Source organism: Kouleothrix sp. (genome assembly GCF_046328425.1).
Classification (GTDB): domain Bacteria; phylum Chloroflexota; class Chloroflexia; order Chloroflexales; family Roseiflexaceae; genus Kouleothrix.
The window spans coordinates 69,646-92,613 of sequence record NZ_JAXLWP010000020.1 but is presented as its reverse complement, the minus strand read 5'-3'; the positions used below and the strand labels follow the sequence as shown (position 1 = coordinate 92,613).

General features: G+C 66.7%; 18 protein-coding genes. 9 read left to right on the top strand and 9 right to left on the bottom strand.

The genetic code is table 11. The features are described from left to right. The first annotated feature begins 1 nt into the window (after nucleotide 1). Nucleotides 2-1,906: a hypothetical protein gene (locus tag U0177_RS18705; RefSeq protein ID WP_409572179.1), complete on the top strand. Its 1,905-nt coding sequence runs from the start codon at nucleotides 2-4 to the stop codon at nucleotides 1,904-1,906. Between the two features lie 320 nt (nucleotides 1,907-2,226). Here the strand turns inward: U0177_RS18705 and U0177_RS18700 are convergent, their stop codons facing one another. From U0177_RS18700 to U0177_RS18685, 4 genes are all read right to left on the bottom strand, one after another. Further along, entirely contained in the window at nucleotides 2,227-3,606 is a 1,380-nt protein-coding gene (locus U0177_RS18700) for a UDP-glucose dehydrogenase family protein (RefSeq protein ID WP_409572178.1), read from the bottom strand. Nucleotides 3,607-3,907: 301 nt separating this feature from the next. Continuing rightward, nucleotides 3,908-5,113 carry a zinc-ribbon domain-containing protein gene (locus tag U0177_RS18695; RefSeq protein WP_409572177.1) on the bottom strand — a complete coding sequence of 402 codons (1,206 nt, stop codon included), beginning with the start codon at nucleotides 5,111-5,113 and terminating at the stop codon, nucleotides 3,908-3,910. 77 nt (nucleotides 5,114-5,190) lie between these two features. Beyond that, entirely contained in the window at nucleotides 5,191-6,261 is a 1,071-nt protein-coding gene (gene hisC, locus U0177_RS18690; protein ID WP_409572176.1) for a histidinol-phosphate transaminase, read from the bottom strand. A gap of 72 nt (nucleotides 6,262-6,333) precedes the next feature. Beyond that, a complete protein-coding gene (locus U0177_RS18685) occupies nucleotides 6,334-8,598 on the bottom strand; it encodes an ATP-binding protein (protein ID WP_409572175.1) in 2,265 nt (754 codons plus the stop codon). Nucleotides 8,599-8,713: 115 nt separating this feature from the next. On the opposite strand from U0177_RS18685, the gene U0177_RS18680 reads away from it, so the two are divergent. After that, nucleotides 8,714-9,556 carry a SirB1 family protein gene (locus U0177_RS18680; protein WP_409572174.1) on the top strand — a complete coding sequence of 281 codons (843 nt, stop codon included), beginning with the start codon at nucleotides 8,714-8,716 and terminating at the stop codon, nucleotides 9,554-9,556. Here the strand turns inward: U0177_RS18680 and U0177_RS18675 are convergent. The 4 genes from U0177_RS18675 to U0177_RS18660 all read right to left on the bottom strand — a co-directional run bounded on the left by U0177_RS18675 (nucleotide 9,553) and on the right by U0177_RS18660 (nucleotide 13,480). Next, on the bottom strand, nucleotides 9,553-10,401 hold the full coding sequence (locus U0177_RS18675) for a YitT family protein (protein WP_409572173.1): 849 nt from the start codon (nucleotides 10,399-10,401) through the stop codon (nucleotides 9,553-9,555). The genes U0177_RS18680 and U0177_RS18675 overlap by 4 nt on opposite strands. Before the next feature lie 82 nt (nucleotides 10,402-10,483). Next, a protein-coding gene (gene prfB, locus U0177_RS18670) for a peptide chain release factor 2 (protein WP_409572172.1) occupies nucleotides 10,484-11,603 on the bottom strand; the annotation gives its coding sequence in 2 pieces (ribosomal slippage) (nucleotides 10,484-11,536 and nucleotides 11,538-11,603; 1,119 coding nt in all). Nucleotides 11,604-11,832: 229 nt separating this feature from the next. Next, on the bottom strand, nucleotides 11,833-12,612 hold the full coding sequence (locus U0177_RS18665; RefSeq protein ID WP_409572171.1) for an SIR2 family NAD-dependent protein deacylase: 780 nt from the start codon (nucleotides 12,610-12,612) through the stop codon (nucleotides 11,833-11,835). Nucleotides 12,613-12,838: 226 nt separating this feature from the next. After that, nucleotides 12,839-13,480 (bottom strand): ThuA domain-containing protein, encoded by a 642-nt coding sequence (locus U0177_RS18660; RefSeq protein ID WP_409572170.1) that lies wholly within the window; start codon nucleotides 13,478-13,480, stop codon nucleotides 12,839-12,841. Nucleotides 13,481-13,621: 141 nt separating this feature from the next. On the opposite strand from U0177_RS18660, the gene U0177_RS18655 reads away from it, so the two are divergent. Together U0177_RS18655 and U0177_RS18650 are read left to right on the top strand one after the other, a co-directional pair. Continuing rightward, nucleotides 13,622-15,460: a sensor histidine kinase gene (locus U0177_RS18655; RefSeq protein ID WP_409572169.1), complete on the top strand. Its 1,839-nt coding sequence runs from the start codon at nucleotides 13,622-13,624 to the stop codon at nucleotides 15,458-15,460. A gap of 20 nt (nucleotides 15,461-15,480) precedes the next feature. Beyond that, entirely contained in the window at nucleotides 15,481-16,632 is a 1,152-nt protein-coding gene (locus tag U0177_RS18650) for a homospermidine biosynthesis protein (RefSeq protein ID WP_409572168.1), read from the top strand. A gap of 90 nt (nucleotides 16,633-16,722) precedes the next feature. On the opposite strand, the gene U0177_RS18645 is transcribed toward U0177_RS18650, so the two are convergent. Then, entirely contained in the window at nucleotides 16,723-17,202 is a 480-nt protein-coding gene (locus tag U0177_RS18645) for a hypothetical protein (protein WP_409572167.1), read from the bottom strand. Between the two features lie 539 nt (nucleotides 17,203-17,741). Here U0177_RS18645 and U0177_RS18640 point away from each other — a divergent pair. The 5 genes from U0177_RS18640 to U0177_RS18620 all read left to right on the top strand — a co-directional run bounded on the left by U0177_RS18640 (nucleotide 17,742) and on the right by U0177_RS18620 (nucleotide 22,961). Further along, nucleotides 17,742-18,260 carry a thiamine pyrophosphate-binding protein gene (locus U0177_RS18640; protein ID WP_409572166.1) on the top strand — a complete coding sequence of 173 codons (519 nt, stop codon included), beginning with the start codon at nucleotides 17,742-17,744 and terminating at the stop codon, nucleotides 18,258-18,260. Between the two features lie 91 nt (nucleotides 18,261-18,351). Next, on the top strand, nucleotides 18,352-18,921 hold the full coding sequence (locus U0177_RS18635; RefSeq protein ID WP_409572165.1) for a thiamine pyrophosphate-dependent enzyme: 570 nt from the start codon (nucleotides 18,352-18,354) through the stop codon (nucleotides 18,919-18,921). Between the two features lie 54 nt (nucleotides 18,922-18,975). Next, nucleotides 18,976-20,040: a hypothetical protein gene (locus tag U0177_RS18630; RefSeq protein ID WP_409572164.1), complete on the top strand. Its 1,065-nt coding sequence runs from the start codon at nucleotides 18,976-18,978 to the stop codon at nucleotides 20,038-20,040. Nucleotides 20,041-20,553: 513 nt separating this feature from the next. Then, nucleotides 20,554-21,333, top strand: a complete 780-nt coding sequence (locus U0177_RS18625; RefSeq protein WP_409572163.1) for a cyclase family protein — start codon at nucleotides 20,554-20,556, stop codon at nucleotides 21,331-21,333. Nucleotides 21,334-21,449: 116 nt separating this feature from the next. Continuing rightward, nucleotides 21,450-22,961 (top strand): acyl--CoA ligase, encoded by a 1,512-nt coding sequence (locus tag U0177_RS18620; RefSeq protein WP_409572162.1) that lies wholly within the window; start codon nucleotides 21,450-21,452, stop codon nucleotides 22,959-22,961. Nucleotides 22,962-22,968: the final 7 nt, after the last annotated feature.

Genomic DNA, 22,968 nt, shown 5'->3' with positions numbered 1-22,968 from the left:
GATGAGGCATACATTTTTCACCCGCGGCGCGCGGCTGGGGGCCGCGCTGGTGGGCCTTGCGGCGCTGGCGCTTGCCGCACTGCCTGCCCAGGCCGCGCCTTTCGACGGCCGGCGCGCCCAGTTCGCCGACGCCGCCTTCGGCAGCGTGTGGTCGCGCACCGACGCGCCGCAGGTGCGCGGCGGCCGCACGTGGTACTGGGGCCCGCAGCCCTGGTTCGACTACGCCGAGTTCTACCGCCAGGGCATCAACGGCCTGCGCACCGTGCAGTACTTCGACAAAGCGCGCATGGAGATCAACAACCCCAACGACCGCAGCTTTCAGGGCGGCGCCACCAATGGCCTGCTGGTGGTCGAGCTGGTGTCGGGCCACCTGAAAAAAGGCAACGATCCCTACGACTTCGACATGCGCACGCCCGCCGACGTGCCGGTGGCCGGCAACCCGCGTGCCGATAACCCAAACAGCCCATCGTACGCCACATTTACCAACCTGGCGACCTACGACAACAACGGCTACCGCGACGCCAACCGCCTGAACCAGCGCATCGGCAGTTGGCTCGACCGCGCCGCGAACGTCTCGTTCCGCCAGGATCTATTCGACGCCCACCCGGAGACGACGATCGTGCAGTACAACACGCTCACCGGGCACAATATCCCCAAGGTATTCTGGGATTTCATGACCGCGCAGGGGCCGGTGGTCGAGGGCGGCGCAGTGCACACGCGCCCGGTGGTCGATTGGCTATTTGCCATGGGGCTGCCGATCACCGACGCCTACTGGACGCGCGCCAAGATCGGCACGGCGGAGAAAGATGTGCTGGTGCAGCTGTTTGAGCGGCGCGTGCTGACGTACGTGCCCGACAACCCGGCTGGCTACCAGGTCGAGATGGGCAATGTTGGCCAGCACTACTTCCAGTGGCGCTACCCCACAATGGGCCAGCCCTGGGCCGCCACCGACCCGCAGCCGTCGCTGCTATTCGCCTCGAACGCGCTCAGCGGCAGCCAGCTCGAGGCTTGGGTCTACCTGGTGACCGGAAGCGCGCAGATCACTGGCGACATGCTGCACCCCACGCGCGGCGGCGCCGAGAGCGTGCCGTTCTCGCAGCGGCGCAGCTTCGATCCGCTCCAGAACTGCGTGCTGCTCGACTCGCGCCGTGGCGACGGCCAGCACCGCCAGCTCTATCAGCAGCCGATCCAGGCCTATGGCTTCTCGGGCTCATTCGTGGACACCTGCCAGCCCAGCCGGCTGGCGATCACCGACAGCACCCCCGTAGCGGCCACGAACGGCCCGGCCGACATCCCCGTGCAGCCCGGCAGCGACTACAACCCTAGCATGTCGCCCGACGGCACCAAGGTCGCGTTTGTGTCGGATCGCTACGGCGTGCCCGAGCTATTCCTGATGTGGTCGGCCGGCAACACCCCTGCGCGGCTGACGAGCGACCGCTGCGTGAGCCAGTACCCCAGCTGGAGCCCCGACGGCCGCACGCTATTCTGGGAGCGCCAGTGCAGCGGCGGCAAGTTCACGCTGATGCGCGGCGAGCTGAAGTACGATGAAGACGCGAGCTACGGCGTGTGGGCCACGCTGGTGAATGTGCGCGAGCTGACCGACCAGGGCGCCGACAACCGCTACCCGCGCGTCTCGCCCGACGGCAAGACGATTGCCTTCACCTCGTATCGCGACGGCAACGCCGAGATCTACACGATCGACACCAATGGCGGCAGCCTGCGACGGCTCACCAGCAGCCCCGCCGACGACGAGGCGCCGACGTGGAATGCCACTGGCAGCCAGCTGGCCTTCGCCAGCAACCGCGACGGCGACTTTGAGATCTACGTCATGAACGCCGACGGCAGCGGCCAGGCGGCGCTCACGAACAACAGCGCCGAGGATCGCTGGCCGGCCTGGGCGCAGTAATCCCAAATCCGGCTGATCGCTTGGATTATGGTGGGGGTTCGGGGGCGGCCAGCCGCCCCGCATTCTTTTTCTTGTGCGGCGCCCGGCAAAGCCGGGCGCCTGAAAACACAAGTAATCAAACGGAGTTGGTATAATACCAAATCCGGCGGGTCACGTGCCGTATGGTGGGGGCTTGGGGGTGGCAATGCCGCGAAAGTGATTCGACGGAGTTGAGATAAGCCATCGCCGGTAACAGAAGACGAAGCGGCGCGGTGGCAAAGCCACGCGCCGCTTCGTCTTCGTGCGCGCCGATGCCGTGGGGGCAAAAGCGCCTGGCCGGCCTACTTCGGCGGCATGTAGGGCGAGCCGACCGCGATATACCCGTAGCCGCGCTCAGTCAGCTCGTTGTAGTCGGGGATCATGCGGCGGCCGTCGAGCACCAGGTACGGCGGCTTCACCGCCTGCTCGATCGTGCGCGAGAGACCGCGGAACTCTTCCCAGTCGGTCGAGATGAACAGCATATCGGTGCCGGCCAGGGCGTCTTTGGCGGTCTTGTGGTAGCTGATCTTCTCGAACAGGTGGTTGTTCTCGGGGTTGAAGAAGCGCCGCGCCTCGTCAATCGCCACCGGGTCGTAGGCGCGGATCTCGCTCACGCCGCGCGCCAGCAGCGTCTCGACCACCTTGAGCGACGAGGCGTCGCGCATATCGTTGGTGCGCTGCTTGAAGGCCAGGCCGAGCAGGGCGACCTTTTTCTGGTTGAAGCGCGCGCCGGCCTCGCGGCTGGCCCGGTCGATCAGGTAGGTCTTCTGGTACTCGTTGATGTTATACACCGACTGGAGCATATCGGTCGGCTGGCCCGAGGTCTTCAGCTGGTAGATCAGCGACTGGATGTCTTTGCCGAAGCACGAGCCGCCGGCGCCGTTCGAGACGTACGAGCCCCAGGTGCTGATGCGGTTGTCGGCCGTGACGCCGCGCTTCAGGTCTTCCATGCGGATGTTCGAGAATGTTTCGCCCAGGCGCGCGCCCACGCCGTTCCAGAACGAGATATATGTCAGCAGCAGCGTGTTGGCCACATACTTGATCGACTCGGCCGTCTCGGGGGTGGTTTCGATATAGCGGATGCGCACGTGGTTGACGAACTGCGAGTAGATCCGCCGGATGATCCGGAAATCCTCTTCGGTATCGGCGCCGACCACCACGCGGTCGGGGCGGCGCGACTTCTCGACGGCATCGCCCTCGGGCAGGAACTCGGGGTTCGAGGCCACGCCGGCGTTCGGCACCTCGTACTCGCGCAGCTTGCGCTCGAGCTGGCGCGCGGTGCCGATCGGCACGGTGCTCTTGTTCACCAGCACGATCCGGCGCGTGTCGGCGCGCTTGGCCAGCAGCGTGCAGATATGGTCGACCGCCTTGAAGTAGTAGCTCAGATCCGACGAGCCATCGACGTTTGGCGGGGTCGGCAGGCACAGAAAGATCGCGTCGGTACCCTCGATAATCGTCTCGAGGTCGCTCGAGAAGAACAGGTAGCGGTCTTTATTTTCCGCGATAATGTCGGCCAGGCCAGGCTCGTTCACGTAGTGGTTGATCTGATCAGCCTCGGCCGAGCGGTAAGCGTTCAGCTTGCGCTCGTCGATGTCGTAGGCATACACTTCATGGCCGTACTCCGAGCAGACAGCTGCGTGAGTCAAACCTACAAATCCAGTACCGGCAACAATGATTTTCATTGGATCTCCTTTTGAGATATCTAGCGGCGAAGCCAAGCGTTAGGGCGGCACACTGCAGGTGATCGGGCCATCGCCATGGCTGATGTTAGATGTCCCCGATCGGCATTGAGGGGGTTGCGAACGCGCTCATGCAGCATGATACCGCATAACCGGCCGAAAAGATATTAATGTATGTAGGTTGGTAGTTTTCAGTTTCTTAATCTTTCGATCATCATTGGTGCTTCCTCCAAGACTGCGATGGCATGCAGCGCTTGCGGCGCTGCATGCCATCGCACGATCGCGTGCCGGCTGCGGCCGGGCGCTACTTGATCGCCCGGATCAGCAGGTTGTCGAATGTCACGGTGAGCTTGGGGTCGTCGAATGTATTGACGGCAATGGCGGCTTTACCGCGAGAGAACGTGGCGTCGCTGATTTCGTCGAGCAGCTCATCGTTGGCATACAGGCGAATTGTATCGCCCTCGGTTTCGACGCGAAGCGTGTTGGTTTGTCCGGCGCCCTTGATTGTCGGCGAGTTCGTCCAGTCGATCAGCTTGGTCAGCTGGTCGTCTTTGTACAGATCGAGGCTGTAGCTGCTATCGCCGGCGATGGTGAAGATGTAAAAATTCTTATCATCCTGATAGTGGAAGATCAGGCCGGTGGCGCTGTCTTTCGGGCCGTCGAGGGTTGCGTCGACCGAGATCGCGGCATTGCCATAATCGCCGCGCATGGTCTGCCAGAGGATCAGCTTGGGCTGCTTGCACTGCACGGTGTAGGTGCCATCGACAAACTTGTAGATCGCGTTGTCGGTTTCGCCCTCGTCGAAGCTGCTGCCGCTGGGGCTATCGAACGTGTCGCGCAGCAGCACCGCGCCGCCCGCGCCGCTATCGCCATTGGCCACGGCGGTCGGCTCGGCCACGGCGGTCGGCTCGGGCGCGGGGGTGGCCAGGTCTTCGGGTGTGGCGAAGGCCTCCAGCGTAGCGAGCGCTTCGGGCGTAGGGAATGCCTGCACCGTCGAGACGCCGGCGGCGGCGGTGGCCAGCACACTACCGGCCTGATCCGAGGCGCGCCGAAACAAGATAAACACGCCGGCCGCGAGGGCTATGCAGGCCACCAGGCCGATCGCGGCGATGATGCCAAGGATCTTCCACAGGTTGCTGCCCGACTTTGGCGGCGGGGCGGCTGCGCCGGGCGGCAAGTTGGCGCCGGGAATATTTGGCGCCTGGTAGGCGCCTGGCGGCGGCAGCGGCGTGGTTGGCAGCTGCTGCGGGGGTGTCTGTGGGTACTGCTGCGCGGCTGGCGGAAACTGCGAAGGTGGTATTGGCGACGGCCCGGCGATCACCGTCTTATCGGGCGTGCTGGCGGCGGGCTGCTGCGGAAGCTCGGGAACCGTCGGCAGCACCACAGTTTCTTTACCGGTCAGGGGGCGCGGCGGCGTGGGTGGCGGTTGCTCGGGCAGGCGCGTGCCGCAGTTGCCGCAGAAGCGCTCTTCGGGCTTCACTTCGGCGTGGCAGTTTGGGCATTGTGGCATGGAAGAACCCCCTCTTTGCGGGCATGTTTACTTTCATGACGTATACCGGTGGTATTTGGCCGCAGGGTGCGGATAGATCAATGGGCTAGCACATTGCGCAGTGCCGCGAAAAAGCGCGTATTCTCATCGTCGGCGCCGAACGAGATGCGAATATAGCCAGGGATGCCCCAGCCGGAGAGCGGAGTGACGGTGAAGCCCTGATCCATGAGCGCGGTGGTCACGGCCATATCGTCGCCAACCTCCACGGCGATGAAGTTCGTCGCGCTGGGGATGGCCGCGAGGCCAAGCGCGGCCAGCTCGTGTGCGAAGCGCGCGCGGCAGGCGTTGGCGTGCGCGCGGCTGCGGGCGACGTGCTCGTCGTCGGCGAGCGCGGCGATGCCAGCGGCCTGTGCCAGCGCATTGACGTTGAAGGTCGGGCGAGCGCGCTCGAGGTAGCCAGTCACGTCGGGGTGGCCAAAGGCGTAGCCGAGGCGCAGGCCGGCCAGGCCGTAGATCTTGGCGAATGTGCGCAGCAGGATGAGATTCTGGCGCCCGCCGCGCAGCTCGGCCAGCAGATCGGGGTAGTCGGCGCGCTCGACGAACTCGATATACGCCTCATCGGCCACCACCAGCACGTCGTCGGGCACGCGCGCCAGCAGGCGGCGCACCTGGCCGGCGGTGTTGGTGGTGCCGGTGGGATTATTAGGGTTGCACAGGAACAGCAGCCGGGTGCGCTCGGTGATCGCGTCGGCCATGGCCTCGAGATCGTGGGCGAAATCGCGCAGCGGCACGCGCAGCGCCTGGCCGCCCATCTCGATTGTGCGCAGGTAGTAGCTGATGAACGAGCCTTGCGCCATGATCGCCTCGTCGCCCTCGCGCAGAAATGCCAGCGCCAGCAGGAACACCATTTCGTCGGAGCCATTGGTGCACAGCACCATCTCGGGGGCCAGCTCGAAGCGCGCCGCGATCGCCTCGCGCAGCGCCAGCGATCCCGCGTCGGGGTAGCGATGCACCTGGCTGGCGGCGGCCTGGATGGCAGCCAGCGCGCGCGGCGACGGGCCGAGCGGGTTTTCGTTCGACGAGAGCTTGACGACCCCGGCGGGCTGCTTGCGGATGAGCTTGGGCGGCTTGTAGGGCGGCAGCGTGGCGATGTAATCTTTGAAGTGCATGAGGATCCTTCTATGCAGAAGCGAGAACCTTCGCGATGGCGAGATGTGCGTCTGCGGCAGCTGCTCGTTGGGCTAAGCTTGCTCGTTCAGGCCGAGCTGCTGCTCGGCTTCGAGCGGCAGCGTAAAGAAGAAGGCGCTGCCCTGGCCCTCGCGGCTTTCGGCCCAGATCTGGCCGCCGTGGCGTGCCACGAACTCGCGGCTGAGATACAGCCCCAGGCCGAGGCCCTCGCCGCGCCGCTCGCTGCCGCGCGCGTAGCGGCGGAACAGCCGGCCGAGCTGCTCTTCCGAGATACCAGCGCCCTGATCTTCCACGATCACCATTGCGTGCATGCTGTGCGTGTCGGCGCCGGCCAGCGCGGCGTAGGCGGGGTGGCGCGCCGCGATGGCGTTGGCGGCGCAGGTGTAGAGCCGCACGCCAATACGGGTGCCGTTGGGGCTGTAGCGGATGGCATTGCCGACGAGGTTGGTAAGCACCTGGCGGATGCGCAGCGAGTCGCAGGAGACGTTCAGCTCGGCGCCGTCGCTGTCGAGCTCGAGCTGGCGCTCGCCGGCAAGCGGGCGCTGCTGCTCGATCACCTGCTGGGCCAGCGCCACCAGATTGACGGGCTGCACCTGCAGGCTCACCTGGCCGGCATCGATGCGTGAAACATCGAGGATGTTATCGACCATGCGCAGCATGTGGGTGACCTGCTGGGCCAGCACAGTGAGCCCGCGCAGCTCGGGCGAGTCTTCGTCGCCGCGGCGCTGCTCGCGGCGCACGAGCAGATCGGTATAGCCGCGCACCGCCGCCAGCGGGCTGCGCAGCTCGTGCGCCGCCACTGCGAGGAAATCGTCTTTGGCGCGCTCGAGCTTCTGGCTGGTCGTGATATCGCGGAAGATCGTGACGGCGCCATCGACATTATTCTCGTCGTCGTACACCGGCGCGCCGCTGAAGCTCAGCACGGTATCCTGGCCGCTTGCGCCGCGCGAGAGCACGCGGTGATCGTGGAACACCTCGCCCGAGAGCGCGCGCGCCAGCGGCAGCCGCTCAACCGGCAGCGGGTTGCCGTCGAGGTCGCGGATGGCGTAGAAGTCGGGCATTTCGTTGATCGACTGCTCGACCGGCAGCCGCTCGATCGAGAGCAGCTCCATGGCCGATTGGTTGGCCAGCACCAGCCGGCCGTCGCCGTTGCACAGCACCACGCCTTCGGCGATGCTGTTGATCACGGCGGCAAGCTTCAGGCGCTCGGTGCGGGTATCCTGGTACAGCCGCACGTTGGCGATCGCCAGGCCAAGCTGGCTGCCCATGGTCATCAGCGCGGGCACATCGACGCGCTCGCGCAGCAGATCGTCGCCGTACACATTGATCACGCCGACGACGGTGCCGCCGGCCAGCAGTGGCAGGTAGACGCAGCTGCCGAAGCCGGCCTCGATCAGCAGCTCTTCGCCGTCCTCGGCGATCAGCGGGCGGGCGATCGCCTGGCCGTAGCGCACCGTCTCCTCGTAGGGCGAGTGCGCGACGCCGATGCGGTCGTGCAGCGCGACGAAGCGGCGCGGCAGGCCGCGCTGCACCGTGCTGGTAAGCTCGGCGGTCGAAAGGTCGTGCAGCAGCAGCATGCCGGCCGATGTCTCGAGCACGCGCAGGATGACATCGAGCGCATTGCTGAGCAGCTCGTCGAGGTCGGCGGCCATGCTCACCACGGTGCCGATAGCGCCGAGGGCTTCGAGGCGGTGCTGGTGGGCCTGCATTTTGGCGTGCAGCTGGGCGTTATTGATCGCGCCGGCGGCGAGGTTGCCGAACATCTGGAGCACCTCCAGGTCGGGCGGGTGGAGCGACGGCGTGCCGATCTGCAGCAGCTCAAGCACGCCGATGATCTGCTTGCCGATGCGCAGCGGCAGCAGCACGATGGTGGCGTCGCGTGGGATGTGCGCGAGCAGCTGGCGCATATCGTCGTGGGCGCGCTGGCTGACGCGGCCGGCCTGCTCGAGATATTGGCTGCGGCTCTCGAAGATCTGCGCGTCGCCGCGCTGCCAGAGTGCGCCGACCAGGCCATCGCCGGGGCGCAGCCGCAGCCGCGCCAGCAGGGCTGGGGCGGGCGGTGGCGCGAGGCCATAGTGCGAGCGGATCTGCAGCGCGCCCTGCTGATCGGGGAGCCAGAGCATGCCGGCCTGGATATCGGGGATGACCTCGACGATCCGCTCGACCAGCGTCAGAATGAGCTCGTTCGGGTCGAGGAGCGAGATCAGGTGAGTCGAGACATGCAGTATATTCGTGAGCACCTGAGCGCGCCGCATAGCCTCGTCGGCGTTCGGCTGCTCGGTGCGCTTGATTGTCTGCCGCACTGATTTGCCATTCATTGCTTGAGCCGTGGCCTGCGGCCTTCGGCCGCGATGCCGGCGGTGTTCGCAGGCGCTTTGTTGATTATAGCATGGAGCGTGCCGTGTGAGAATATAGTTGTGTTATGATGGGCGCATGCCGACGATTCATCCAGCCCGCGCGCGTCTGCGGCTGCTTTTGCGCCGGCCTGTGGCCGAGCAGAGCCTGGCTGAGGCTGCGCTCTATATTGCCTGGGAAGACCAGGGGGTAGGCAACCCGCTGGCGGCGCTGCGCGAGCTCGACGGGCTGGCGGCGGCGGTGCGCGGCCGGCTGCCGGTGGGCCAGCCTGCGCGCGAGGTGGTGCTGGCGCTGAACCGCTTTTTGTTTGGCGAGGTTGGGTTTCGCGGCAACACCTGGAACTACAACGACCCGGCGAATAGCTTTCTCGACCGCGTGATCGAGCGCCGCGCCGGGCTGCCGATCACCCTCTCGGTGGTGTACCTGGAGGTCGGCTGGCGCCTGGGGCTGCCGCTCAGCGGCGCGGCGCTGCCGGGGCACTTCCTGGTGCGCTACGCCGACCCGGAGGAAGATCTATTCATCGACCCATTCAACCGCGGGCGGCTGTGGAGCCGTGAGGAGTGCCTGACGCAGATCGCCACGTTTTATGGCGCGGCCACGCCGCCGCTGGCGGCGCAGGCGTTCGAGCCGCCGCCGCTGCGCGCCGTACTGGCGCGGATTCTGCGCAACTTGAAGAATGTGTACCTCGAGCGCGGGGCCTTTGCCGAGGCGCTGGCCGCGACCGACCGGATCGTGTTGATTGAGCCGGGGCAGGCGCAAGAAGTGCGCGATCGCGGGCTGCTGCGCGCGCGGCTCAACCAGCTCAACGGCGCGCTGGAGGATCTCGAGCGCTACGCGCGCATGGCGCCGCGCGCCGCCGACCTCACGCAGATCCGCCAGCAGGCGCGCACGATCGCCGAGCGCGCGGCCAAAGGCAACTAGCCGCGCTGCACGAACCCCTCGCCAACCACTTCCTGCGCCTCGCCGATCACCACAAAAGCGTGAGGGTCGACGCGGCTGACCAGCGCGTTGAGGAAGCTGATCTCGGAGCGGGCGACCACGCACAGCAGCACCGCGCGCCGCGCGCCGGTGTAGCCGCCCTGGCCTTCGATCAGCGTCACGCCGCGCCCTAGGTCGTGCAGCAGCGCCTGGGTGATTGGCTCGGGCTGCGTGGTAATAATGAACGCCTGGCGCGCGCCGCTGCCCGCCGCCAGCACGTAGTCGAGCGCGACGCTGCCGATAAACGCCACCAGGAGGGCGTAGAGCACATTCTCGGGGCCGTAGGCGAACAGCGCGAGGCCGAACACCACCAGGTTCATCGCCAGAATGCTGCGGCCGGGCCGCAGCGCGAAGCGGCGCTCGAGCAGCCGCGCGATGATGTCGACGCCGCCGGTGGTGCCGCGCGCCCGAAACACCAGCCCCACGCCCAGCCCATCGAGCAAGCCGCCGTAGAGCGTATACAGCAGCGGGTCGGCGGTGACTGGCCGCATGTATGGCGCGAGCAAGTCGATCGCCAGCGACATGACCACGGTTGCGTAGATCGTGCGCACGCCAAAGACGAAGCCGCCGAGCGAGCGGAAGCCGATCACGAACAGCGGGATGTTGGCGATCAGCGTGACCAGGCCGATCGGCGTGCCGAGAAAGGTGTTGAGCAGCTGCGCGCCGCCGGTGAGCCCGCCCATCACCACGCGGTTTGGCGTCAGGAACATATTCACCGACGCGGCTACCAGCACTGCGCCAATGGTGATCAGCAGGTAATCGCGCAAGACCGGCCAGGCGCGTTGCATACAAACCCCTCCGCAAGACGCGCGGCAAGCAGGCGGGGAGACCAGCGCAGCTAGCTCGTCGCCCGCCTGCCTGCTTGCTCTCTCAACCCTCGCCGTCGCGCCCGATGCTCCAGCGCAGGTACGACTCCATGAACGGGTCGAGCTCGCCATCGAGCACTGCCTGGACATTGCTGGTCTCGTGGTCGGTGCGGTGGTCCTTCACCAGCGTGTAGGGGTGCAGGTAGTAGGTGCGCATCTGGCTGCCGAACTCGGCCGAGCGGTGCTCGCCCTTGAGGCGCGCGCGCTCGTCGCGCTGGCGCTGCAGCTCGCGCTCGAGCAGGCGGCCACGCAGCACGCGCATGGCCGTCTCTTTGTTTTGAAGCTGCGATCGCTCGTTCTGGCAGGTCACGACGATCTGCTCGGGCGTGCCGGGCTTGTATGTCAGGCGCACGGCCGAGTCGGTGGTATTGACGCCCTGGCCGCCGTGGCCACCGGCGCGAAACACATCGACGCGCAGGTCGTCGGGCTTGATCGCTACCTCGGGTGCGTCGTCGACCTCGGGCAGCACCTCGATCAGCGCGAACGATGTCTGGCGGGTATTGCCCGAGTTGAACGGCGACAGCCGGATGAGGCGGTGCACGCCGGCCTCGGCCTTGGCGAAGCCGTAGGCGTACTGGCCGCGCAGCTCGAGGGTGGCGCTTTTGATGCCGGCCTCATCGCCCTCGCTCTGATCGACCAGGGCGACCTTATAGCCACGGCGCTCGGCCCAGCGGCTGTACATGCGCAGCATCATGGCGGCCCAGTCTTGAGCGTCGGTGCCGCCCATACCGGCCTTGATCGACAGAAACGCGTCGCGGTCGTCGTAGGGCGCGCTGAGTAGCACGTCGACCTCCAGGCGATCCATAGCCTGGCTGGCGCGCGTGTACTCGGCGGCGATCTCGTCGCGCAGCGAGCTATCGTCCTCGGCGTCGGCCAGCGCCTGCAGCTCGATCAGCGTGTCGATCTGGCCTTCGAGGTTGGCCCAGCGGTCGAGCTCGGCGCGCAGCTGGGTGAGCATCTGCATGGTGCGCTGGGCCTCTTGGGGGTTGCTCCAAAGGGTCGGGTCGGCCGAGCGCTCTTCGAGCTCGGCGATCTGCCGCTGCTTGTCGGCGAGGTCAAAGCCGCCCCCGGACGCTGGCAAAGCGCGCCCGCAGGGCCTCCAGATCTACTGTTTCCACAATCACTCTCCCAAAATAGCTGACGCGATGGTGTGTGCCGGGCGCACTTGCCCCTGGCGGATTTGGAATATACGTTGTGTCATACCAAATTCGCTTGATTACTGACACTTTGGTGGGGGTTTAGGGGCGGCTTCGCCGCCCCCAAATTTCTTGTTGTGTTGCACTCCGTGGCGAAGCCACGGAGTGCAACGCAATCTATACGTGAAAGCCTATACGTGATCAAGCGAACAGCGTATCAATGGGCCACGAGCTCGGCGTGGCCTGCCGCAGGCTGCATGCTCTGCACGATCGCCGGCAGCGCCGCAGCCACATCCTCGTGGAGCACCACCGTCGCGCGATCGTCGACAAAGGTTGGGCTCTGGTTGATTACAATCAGCGGTATGCCGTGGTCGAGCGCGAGCACCGGCAGCTCGCAGGCCGGCGCCACCTCGAGCGCCGTGCCGGCCACGATCATAGCGTCGCAGCAGCGCGTGGCGCGCTCGGAGAGCCAGTACAGGCCGCGCGGCAGCATCTCGTCGAACAGCACGACGTCGGGCTTGAGCAGGCCGCCACAGCTGCAGCGCGGCACTTCGCCGCGGCGCACCCGTGGCACCAGCGGGGCGGATGGAACCTGGCTGCCGCAGCGCAGGCAGCTGGCCGAGCGAATATGGCCGTGCAGCTCGAACACCTCGCGCGAGCCGGCGCGCTGGTGCAGGCCGTCGATATTCTGGGTGACGATCGCCACCTGCTTGCCCTGCCGCGCCAGCTCGGCCAGCGCGAGGTGGGCCGGGTTCGGCCCGGCGGCGAGGATCGCGTCGACGAGCGGCAGGAACCAGCTAAAGAACTGGCGCGGGTCGGCGCTGAAGCCGCGCAGCGACGCCACGGCGCTTGGGTCGTGCCGATGCCACAGCCCCGCGTCGCTGCGGAAGTCGGGGATGCCGGATGGCCGGCTGAAGCCCGCGCCGGTAAGCGCCACGAGGCGCTGGGCGCCGGCGAGCAACCGGGCGGCCCGCTCGACACTCTGCTGGTTCATCATTGCACCGACTTTCGCGTTGTTTTCGCGCAGGCTCATGCTACCACGGCGCCGCGCTTTCGTCCATTAGGCTTTATTGGAAATAACAATGGTGGGGGTTTGGGGGCCTGCGGCCCCCGAATCCTCTCTTGGTGGGGCTTGGATGGTAGCTTTGCTACCATCCAAGCCCCACCAGGAGGTTGGAGGGCAAAGCCCCTCCGGCTCCCCTGTTTCCGATAAAGTCTATTAGCTAGCGGCTGGCCCAGATCATGCCGCGCTGCACGAGCTCGCGCGCCTCGGGCACGTCGAAATCGCGCGCGACATGGCCGAGCGAGCTGTAGAATACGCGGCCGGCGCCCCAGCGCTTTTTCCATACCACCGGCACCACCACGCCGTCGATCCAGGGGGTGTACTGGCCGCCGAAGGTCGTGGTGGCCAGCACCTCGACGGCCGGGTCGACTTGCATGTAGTACTGCTCGGAGTGCATGCGGAAGCTGGCCATTCCGCGGGTGATCGGGTCGTCGTGCGCGACGATATCGACGGTGTAGTCGATGATATTGCCGGGGTGGGCGACCCACTGGCCGCCGACCATGAACTGGTAGTTCGGGCTATTGCGGAACGAGTCGGCCATGCCGCCGTGCCAGCCGGCGAAGCCCACGCCGCGCTCGATCGCGGCGAGCAGCGCTTGCTCCTGCTCTTTGGCGATCGTGCCCATGGTCCAGACCTGCACGATCAGATTCAGCTGGTCGAGCGCCGGGTCGAGGTAGGCGTCGAGCGTATCGCTAAGGGCCACTTGGTAGCCGTTGCTCCGCAGAAACGGGGCGAAGAGCTCGGCGCAGGCGCGCGGCTCGTGGCCTTCCCAGCCGCCCCAGACGATCAGTGCGGATTTCATGCGAGTTTCTTTCTTGCTATGGTTCGGCGAGCGTGGGCTATTGTAGCACAGCGCGGCGCGGCGCCACGCCGCGCAAGCTTTTGCCGATCGGCATCTGCTATAATAGCGCGGTCGATCGCAGGGCAGTAGGGCAGGCGGCCAATGACCGCGAACACGCTGGTTCTGTACCTCAACTGGTCGGTATTTCTGGTGCTGTTCGTGCGGGTGCTGGCCGAGGCCATCCGGCGGCCGTGGCGCGTCAATATCGATGTCGCGCTGCTGTTTGGCGTGCCGGCGGCTAGCGCGCTGTTCGGCCTGGCCCGCACGTTGGGCGCGCTGCCGGCGAATATACCGGTTGGCCGCATTTCGCTGGCGCTGCTGCTGCTGATCGCCACCCTGCTGTTTCGCCTGGTCGATGACGTGGTGATTGTGCGCGCGTGGGCGCGGCGCGGCATTGGGGCGGCCGGGCTGCTGGTGGCGCTGCTGCTGGTGGCGCTGCCGGGCGCGCCCTGGCTCGGCGGCGTAGGCGTGACCACGGCGTTTGGGCTGCTGAGCTATGGCGCGCTCGCGTTTCTGCGCACCGCCCGGCTCGCCAGCGGGGTGACGCGGCGGCGCCTGCAGGTGGTGGCGCTTGGCTCGCTGTTGCTGCTTGGCACATTTGCTGTGGCGGCACCGGCGCTGCTGGTGCCGGCGCTGCGCGACGTGCTGGTGCTGCTGGCCGATACGCTGGGCCTGGCGGCGGGGCTATGCTATTTCGTGGGGTTCACGCCGCCGCGAGTGGTGCGGCGCGCCTGGCAGGAGCCCGAGCTGCGCGCGTTTCTGGGCCGTGCGACGCAGCTGCCGCGCCTGCCCGACACGCTGGCGATTGCGCGCGAGTTCGAGCGCGGCGTTGCCCGCGCGCTTGGCGCCCCCGTCGCGGCGCTGGGGCTATGGGATGCCGCCGCCGAGGCGCTGGTGTTTGGCGGCGCGAGCCCGCCGCTGGTGTGCCGCGTAGACGGCGGCGGCGTGCTGGCGCGCGCCTGGCATACGCGCCAGGCCAGCTTTGCCGAGCAAGGCCTGGGCGCCGATGCCGGCCTGGCGGCGCTGGCGCCGGGCGCGCAGGTGGCCGCAGCGCTGCTCGCCCCGGTGGCGGTTGCCGAGCGCCGCATCGGCGTGCTGGTGGTGCTGGCCGAGCGCATGCCGATCTTCGCCGGCGACGACCTGGCGCTGCTCCAGCTGCTGGCCGACCAGGCGGCGGTGATCTTCGAGAACCACGCGCTGATCGAGCAGGCCGCCAGAGTGCGCGCCCACAGCGAGGCCACGCGGCTGAAAGAAGATTTCCTGGCGGCTGTGGCCCACGATCTGCAGACGCCGCTGACGATCGTGCTTGGCCGCGCCGAGCTCCAGCTGCGCCGGGCGCGGCGCCAGCCCGAGGCGCCCGCCGACCTCGCGAGCATCCAGGTGCTGGTTGGCGAGGGCCAGCGGCTCAAGCGCCTGGTACTGGGCCTGCTCGACTCGGCCGAGGATCGCGCGGCATTGCGCTACGAGCTGGCCGACCTGGCGGCGCTGGCGGGCGCCGTGTGTGCGCGCCACACCACGGCCACGCATCCCTGCAGGCTGAGGGCGCCCGCGCCGCTCCACGCCGAGTGCGACTCGGTGCAGATCGAGCACCTGCTCGACAACCTGCTCGAGAACGCAATCAAGTACAGCCCCGGCGGCGGCGCGATCGAGGTGGCGGTCGAGCGCATAGGCCAGCAGGCGCGCATCAGCGTGAGCGACCAGGGCATTGGCATCCCCGCCGCCGATGTGCCGCAGATCTTCGATCGGTTCCACCGCGCCGCGAATGCCAGCGAGCAGGGCTTCCAGGGCACCGGCCTGGGCCTGTTCATCTGCCGCGAGATCGCGGAGCAGCACGGCGGCAGCATTGGTGCGAGCAGCCGCCCCGGCCAGGGCACGACGTTCGAGGTGCTGCTGCCGCTTGTTCAGCCGCGGCCCGCCGTGGCAAAGCCTACCACCGTTTGAAGCACAAGGAGAGAACCGCTATGTCGTATGGTGTCAAGCTCGATCCGCGCCCGATCGGGCCGGGGCTAAGCGTGCGCGATCTGGTCGATCACCACCTGTACGCCTACAACGCGGCGCGGCTGCGCGAGGCATGCCAGCTGTTCGCGCGCAAGATCGCCCAGCCCGACGTAACGATCGGCGTGACGCTCTCGGGGGCGCTGACGCCCACCGGCCTGGGCACCGCGGCGCTCGTGCCGCTGATCCGCGCCGGCCTGGTCGACTGGGTTGTCAGCACCGGGGCGAACCTGTACCACGACATGCACCGGTCGCTGGGGTTTGAGCTATGGGGCACCACGCCGTTCACCGACGACCGCGAGCTGCGCGAGAAGCATATCATCCGCATCTACGACATCCTGTTCGACCAGGACGTGCTGCTGGAGTCGGATGAGTTTCTGCGCCAGTGCATTCGCGGCCCCGAGTTCCAGCGCAGCATGAGCACCGCCGAGCTGCACTACCTGCTTGGCCGCTACACCCAGGCGCGCGAGAAGGCGATCGGCACCGACTACGTGTCGATCCTCACCGCCGCGTACGAGTGCGGCGTGCCGCTGTATACCTCCAGCCCCGGCGACTCGACGATCGGCATGAACGTGGCAGCGCTGGCGCTCGCCGGCAACCAGCTGAAGTTTGATGTTGAGCGCGACGTGAACGAGACGACCGCGATCGTCCACCGCGCCAAAAAGAGCGGCGGCCAGAGCGCGGTGCTGATCTTCGGCGGCGGCTCGCCCAAGAACTTTATTCTGCAGACCGAGCCGCAGCTGCAGGAGATCATGGGCATATCCGAGAAAGGCCACGACTACTTCATTCAGTTCACCGACGCGCGCCCGGACACCGGCGGGCTCAGCGGCGCCACGCCCAGCGAGGCCATGACCTGGGGCAAGGTCGACCCCGACCAGCTGCCCGATACGATCGTCTGCTACGCCGACAGCACAATCGCCATGCCTATCCTGTCGGCGTATGCGCTTGAGCTGGTTGGCGCGCGGCCGCTCAAGCGCCTGTACGACCAGCGCGACGCGCTGCTGGCCGACCTGCTGGCCGACTACCAGAAAGCCAGCACGCCGCACCACGCCGACGACATTCTGGGTGGCGGCGGCGGCACTGCGGTTGGCCGCGGCACACCCGACGTCGGGCACTAGCGCACGCCAAACGAGGTATGGGCTTCAGATTGCCCATACCTCGTTCAACAGCAAGCGCGCTGTGTGCCTGGCCCAAGCTGTGCGGCTGCGCTACTTGGCGCGGCGCGACTCGCCGGTGCGGCGGCGGCCGGGAGCGGCCACAGCGCCATCGCGCATCCAGCGGGGCAGCACCTTCTCGTAGCGGCTGGCGGCTGGCTGGCGCTTGCCAGCTGGCCGCTTTGGCTCGGCCGACGCTGTGGCACGGCCGCTCGCCTGGGGCGCTGGTGCGGGTTTGGCCACGGCGCTAGCTTTGGGTGCGGCTGCGCGCGCTTCTTCGGTGCGGAAGATCAAGGCTTCGCCGGGGCCGGGGCGAAAGCGTAGCAGAAAGCCGCGGCGCCGCGCCGCAGCCTGGAGGCGCCGGCGCACAACTGCGCGTCGCTCGCCAGCCTCTAGCTCTACCCGGCCGTAATCGCCGATCTCGAAGTCGGCCAGGCAGTTGTCGTACTCCTGCGCCACGCGGGCGCGATCCGAAAGAGGGCGTTGCTTTGGTGTTCCTAGATCGTCCGGGTTGAGCTTGCGAAAGCTGGGCATCCTCGCCTCCAATTCAATCGGTTTACAATACGCGAAATGTTCCGTTACCTGCAACCAACCCGCAAAAGAGCAACATAGCGGCTGATCGGCGGCCGACGTAGCTATTTTGCGCCGGGTGCAATCTCTATTGTATCACTACTTTTTGATTTGGCTAGAAGGAGATTGTTGCGATATTGTTCGATCGCGGAGCAATACGCAGTAATTGTCATTGGCGCATACATAGAGCGAGGACGTTCTGATTACACAATGCGTTACGTTCTGGTATGCATGAACCCGCATCGGCCGAATTCGGCTTTTCGCGGCGGGGTAGCATATATCTTTCGTCGCTCTGTGCTCGATACAATCCCGGAGCTGAGATTCTTCTGTTCCTGCCCTCTCTCACGCACGCGGAAGAGGTGGCAGCGGCAGGGGTGGGGTCGAAAGCCAGTGACTGCGCATCAGCCCTGGCGGGGCAACCTGATCATTGACCGCGCCCGCATCCCGATGTAGAATCGCGCTAGCCCAGTGACCCCGCGCCGCGATATAAAGGAACCCAGCCTATGCCTGTGTCGGTTGCGCACTCGCGCCTGATCTACGATGCCCTGCGCGCCTGTGATGTCCGGCTGATCTCGGCGCTGCCCGAGACATGGTTGGTGCACCTGATCCGCATGGCCGACGACGACCCCGAGGTGACGCTGGTGCGGCTGGCAAAGGAAGAGGAGGGCGTCGGCATCTCGGCCGGCGCGCACTTCGCCGGCGTCAAGTCGGCCATGCTTATGCAGAACCACGGCTTTCTGCAAAGCGTCAATGGCATTGTGTCGCTGGCGCAGCTCTACCGCATTCCTCTGCTGATGCTGATCAGCTACCGCGGCGAGTTTGGCGAGCGCGACCCGTGGCAGACCGAAGGCGGCGGCGTGACCGAGGCGGTGCTCGGCGCGCTGCGCATCCCCTATCAGCGCCTCGACGACCCGGCGCACGTCGCGCAGCGCATCCACAAGGCCCAAACCCTAGCCGAGTCGGCGCTGCGCCCGGTGGCGCTGCTGCTCTGCCGCGACCTGATGTGGGAAGAAGCCAGTTAGCAAGCTAGCACGTTGAACGTTCGTATTTTCTCGCACGACAGCGCCAATAACCTGCAACGTTCAAATGTTCCAATGTGCAACGGGAGGATATATGCTGCGTATCGACGCGCTGCGGGCGATCTATGAGCGGCTGGAGCGCTGCGTCGTGGTGACGATCATGGGCGCGGTGTCGGCCGAGCTGCAGTCGATCGGCCACCGCCCCGGCTTCTTCTACCTGCAGCACGCCATGGGCCTGGCCTCGTCGATGGGCCTGGGCATCGCGCTCAGCCGCCCCGAGCTGCGCGTGGTGGTGCTCGACGGCGACGGATCGCTGCTGATGAACCTGGGCGGCCTGACGACGCTGGCGCGCTACCGGCCGCCGAACCTGACGCACGTGGTGTTCGACAACGAGAGCCTGCTGTCGGTTGGCGGCTTCCCGACCGCCACCGCAACCGGCAGCGACCTAGCGGCGATCGCGCGGGCTGCGGGCGTGCCGCGCGCCGCTACCGTCGGCACGATCGGCGAGTTTGTCGCGGCGTTCGGCGCGGCGCTGGCCGCCGACCAGCTGACCACGCTGGTGGCTAAAGTCGAAGCCAAGGGCCCGCCAGTGTTTCTGACCGACCTGTCGATGCTTGAGAATCGCTTTCAGTTCGCGCGGCACCTGCGCGGCCTGAAAGGCTGAGTATGTGGTGGTGTGATGGCTGGCGCCTGTGTGCGCCAGCGGAGGAAGATGCACATGTTGCGCACAGTATGGCTGAAACTGCTGATCGTGCTCGCGCTGCTGCTGCCGGCGGCGGCGCTGGGCCACGAGCGCCCGGCGACCTCAGGGCTCCAATCGCTTCCCGGCAGGCTGGTGGTGCTGCGCGCCAGCCCGCATGTCTCGCTGACGCGCGTGCCGCCGCGCTTCCCGCCGGGTCGCGCGCGCGTGCAGACGGCGACGATCAACGTGACATACACCGGCTTCTCGCCCGCCGCCCAGGCGGCATTCCAGTACGCCGTCGATATCTGGTCGGGCCGGATCAGCTCGTCGGTGCCGATTGAGGTGCGCGCGGTGTGGAAGCCGCTCGACACCGGTGTGCTGGGCTCGGCCGGGCCGGCCACTTTCTTTAGCGGCTTTCCCAACGCCCCGGCGGCAAACACCTGGTACCCGGTGGCGCTGGCGAACAAGCTGGCCGGCGAGGATCTCGCGCCTGGTAAGGAAGATATCGACGCGAACTTCAGCAGCGTGTTCCCGAACTGGTACTTTGGCACCGACGGCAATACCCCCGCCGGCGAGTACGATTTCGTCACTGTGGTGCTACACGAGCTTGGGCATGGCCTGGGCTTCACCGGCTCGATGACCGTCGACAGCCAGGGCATCGGCAGCTGGGGCGATTTTGGGCAGGGCGTGCCGGTGCGCCCGCTGGCCTACGACCGCTTTGGCATCAATGGCAATAGCGAGCTGCTGATCGACACCAACCTGTTTGCCAACCCTTCGGCCGGTCTGGCCGCCCAGCTCACCAGCCAGAACCTGTTCTTCAACGGCGCGAACGCCATTGCCGCCAACAACAATGAGCCGCCGCAGCTGTATGCGCCGGCAAGCTGGGAGCAGGGATCGAGCTTTTCGCACCTCGACGAGGCGACCTACCCGGCTGGCGACCCTAACTCGCTTATGACTCCGCAGTTCGACATGGGCGAGTCGAACCACGACCCCGGCCCGATCACGCTTGGTATTTTCACCGACATTGGCTGGACGGTTGGGCCGCCGCCGGTGCTCAGCCCGCAGGTGTACACGCCGGTGGCGCTGCTGAACGCACATTGAGCGCTGCTTCCATGTGATTGCTTTCTTTTTGGTATGCCCTGCCCTGCTTCGCCCGGCAGGGCATACCAAAAGAAATTCGAGGATGGCGAAGCCGCCACCGAACCCCCACCATAGAGCACGTGATCAGTCGGATGTGCGGCGTACAGTGCGGGCCACCGCGTAACTGCTGTTATAACCCAGGATTTACGCGGTGTGCGTTTTTGCCTTCGGCAGAGCGGTACTTTTTCAGGTTATGGTGCTGAGATGTTGGCGCAAAGCGCCAACATCTCAGAGCCTGTTTGAAAAGGTGCGCGAGGGCTATGCCCTCGCACTTCCTTCTGGCGGGTGGCGGCCACGAATGTGGCCGCCACCCGCCAGAACAAGTGGATACTTGGAGAGACTTCGTCCCTCCAAACCACCCTTTTCAAACAACTTCTCAGCACAAAAGAAAGCGAAGTACCCTGCTGCCGCAGGCAGAGCAAGCCGAGATCGCAGGCGACCGAGTAAGCCCTGTTATTGCCAAGGAGAACAAGGATGTCGCAGCTATTGAGCCAGCTTGTCGCCGAGCTACAGGCCGGCACGCTCAAGGTAGTCGACCTGACGCAGCCGCTTGGGCCAAACACGCCGGTGATCGGCCTGCCGCCGATCTTCGCCTCGTCGCCGGGCGTGACGATCGAGCAGATCTCGCGCTACGACGCGCCGGGGCCGGGCTGGTACTGGAACACGCTGCAGCTGGGCGAGCACACTGGCACGCATTTTGATGCTCCGGTACACTGGGTCACCGGCAAAGACCTGCCCGATAATCGCTGCGACACCATTCCGGCGCGGCGGTTTGTCGGGCCGGCCTGCGTGATCGATGTGAGCGCCGATGCGGCCGCCGACGCCGACTTTCTGCTGACGCCCGAGCGCATTCTGGCGTGGGAGGCCGAGCACGGCCGCATCCCGACCGGCGCCTGGGTGCTGCTGCGCACCGACTGGAGCAAGCGCACCGACCCAGCCGCGTTTCTGAATGTCGGCGCCGATGGCCCGCACAGCCCAGGCTTCGCCAAGGCGGCCTCGGAGTTCCTGGCGTCCGAGCGCGACATCCTCGGCGTCGGCGTCGAGACGGTTGGCACCGACGCAGGGCAGGCCGGCACGTTCGACCCGCCGTTCCCGAACCATACGATCATGCACGGCGCGGGCAAGTTCGGGCTGGCGAGCCTGTGCAACCTCGACCAGCTGCCAGCCACCGGGGCGGTCGTGATCGCCGCGCCGCTCAAGATCGTCGACGGCAGCGGCAGCCCGCTGCGGGTGCTGGCGATTGCCCCGGCATAGGAGTTCGCAGCCACAGATGATGCAGGCCTCACAGAAACTGCCTGTGAATGCTGCTCGGCGATCGTTAATCTGTGAAATCTGAGGATAAAGCCTGCTGTGTTACTTGGAGGCGGGACATGCCCAACCATCTGGAGAAAACGCTGCTCGGCCTGCTGGCCGGCGCCGACGATCAGCCGGCGCTGGTGGCGCCCGGCCGCCCAACGCTGACGTACAGGCGGCTGCGCGCGGGCGTGGCCGGCCTGGCCGCCCAGCTGAACAGCCTAGGCCTTGGCCGCGGCGACCGGATCGCCATCGCCATGCCCAACGGCCCCGAGCTGATCCAGGCGTTTCTGGCCGCCGCCAGCTGCGGCACCGCCGCGCCGCTCAACCCCAAGTACAAGCAGGACGAGTTCGCGTTCTACTACGGCGATATTCACGCCAGGGCGCTGATCACGCTGCCCGAGAGCATGCCGCTGGCGCGCGCCGCCGCCACCGATATGGCGATCATCGCGGCCGTGCCGGGCGACGACGGCGTGCTGGCGTTTGCCTGCGAGCGTGGCGCGCTCCCGGCGCGCCCGGCCGAGCTGGCGCAGCCCGACGACGTGGCAATGATCCTACATACCAGCGGCACCACCAGCCGCCCCAAGCGCGTGCCCATCCGCCACCGCAACCTGGCCGCCTCGGCCGCGAATATCATCGCTACCTACCGCCTTGGCCCGGCCGACACCGCGCTGTGCGTGATGCCGCTGTTTCACATCCACGGCATTGTCGCGTCGATGCTGGCGACGCTGGCCTCGGGCGGCACGGTGGTGTGCCCCGAAGGCTTCAGCGCGCTCGAGTTCTGGCGCTGGGTCGAGCAGTTCCGCCCGACCTGGTACTCGGCGGTGCCGACCATGCACCAGCTGCTGCTGGCGCGCGCCGACCGCAACCGCGAGCTGATCGCCGCCCACCCGTTCCGCTTCATCCGCTCGAGCAGCGCCGCGCTGCCGCCCGTGGTGCTCGAGCGGCTCGAGGCCACGTTTGGTGCGCCGGTGCTCGAGGCATACGGCATGACCGAGGCAACCCACCAGATGGCCTCGAATCCGCTGCCGCCGCGCCCGCACAAGCCCGGCACCGTCGGCTACGGCGTGGGCGTCGATCTGGCGATCATGGACGCCGCGGGCGAGCTGCTTGGGCCGGGGCAGCGCGGCGAGGTGGTGATCCGCGGCCCGAATGTGATCGACGGCTACGAGAACAACCCCGAGGCCAACGCCAGCGCGTTCGTGCGCGGCTGGTTCCGCACCGGCGACCAGGGCGAGATCGACGCCGACGGCTACCTGGCGATTACCGGGCGGCTGAAGGAGCTGATCAACCGCGGCGGCGAGAAGATTGCCCCGCTCGAGATCGACGATGTGCTGCTGCGCCACCCGGCCGTGGCCGAGGCGCTGGCCTTCGCGGTGCCGCACCCGACGCTGGGCGAGGAGGTGCACGCCGCAGTGGTGCTGAAGGCCCCGGCCAGCCCGGCCGAGCTGCGCGAGCACTGCGCCGCGCGCCTGGCTGAGTTCAAGGTGCCGCGCCAGTTCCATATTCTCGACGAGATCCCACGCGGCGCGACCGGCAAGCCGCAGCGGATCAACCTGGCGAAGCAGCTGGGGCTGAGCGAATTGTAAAGTGCGG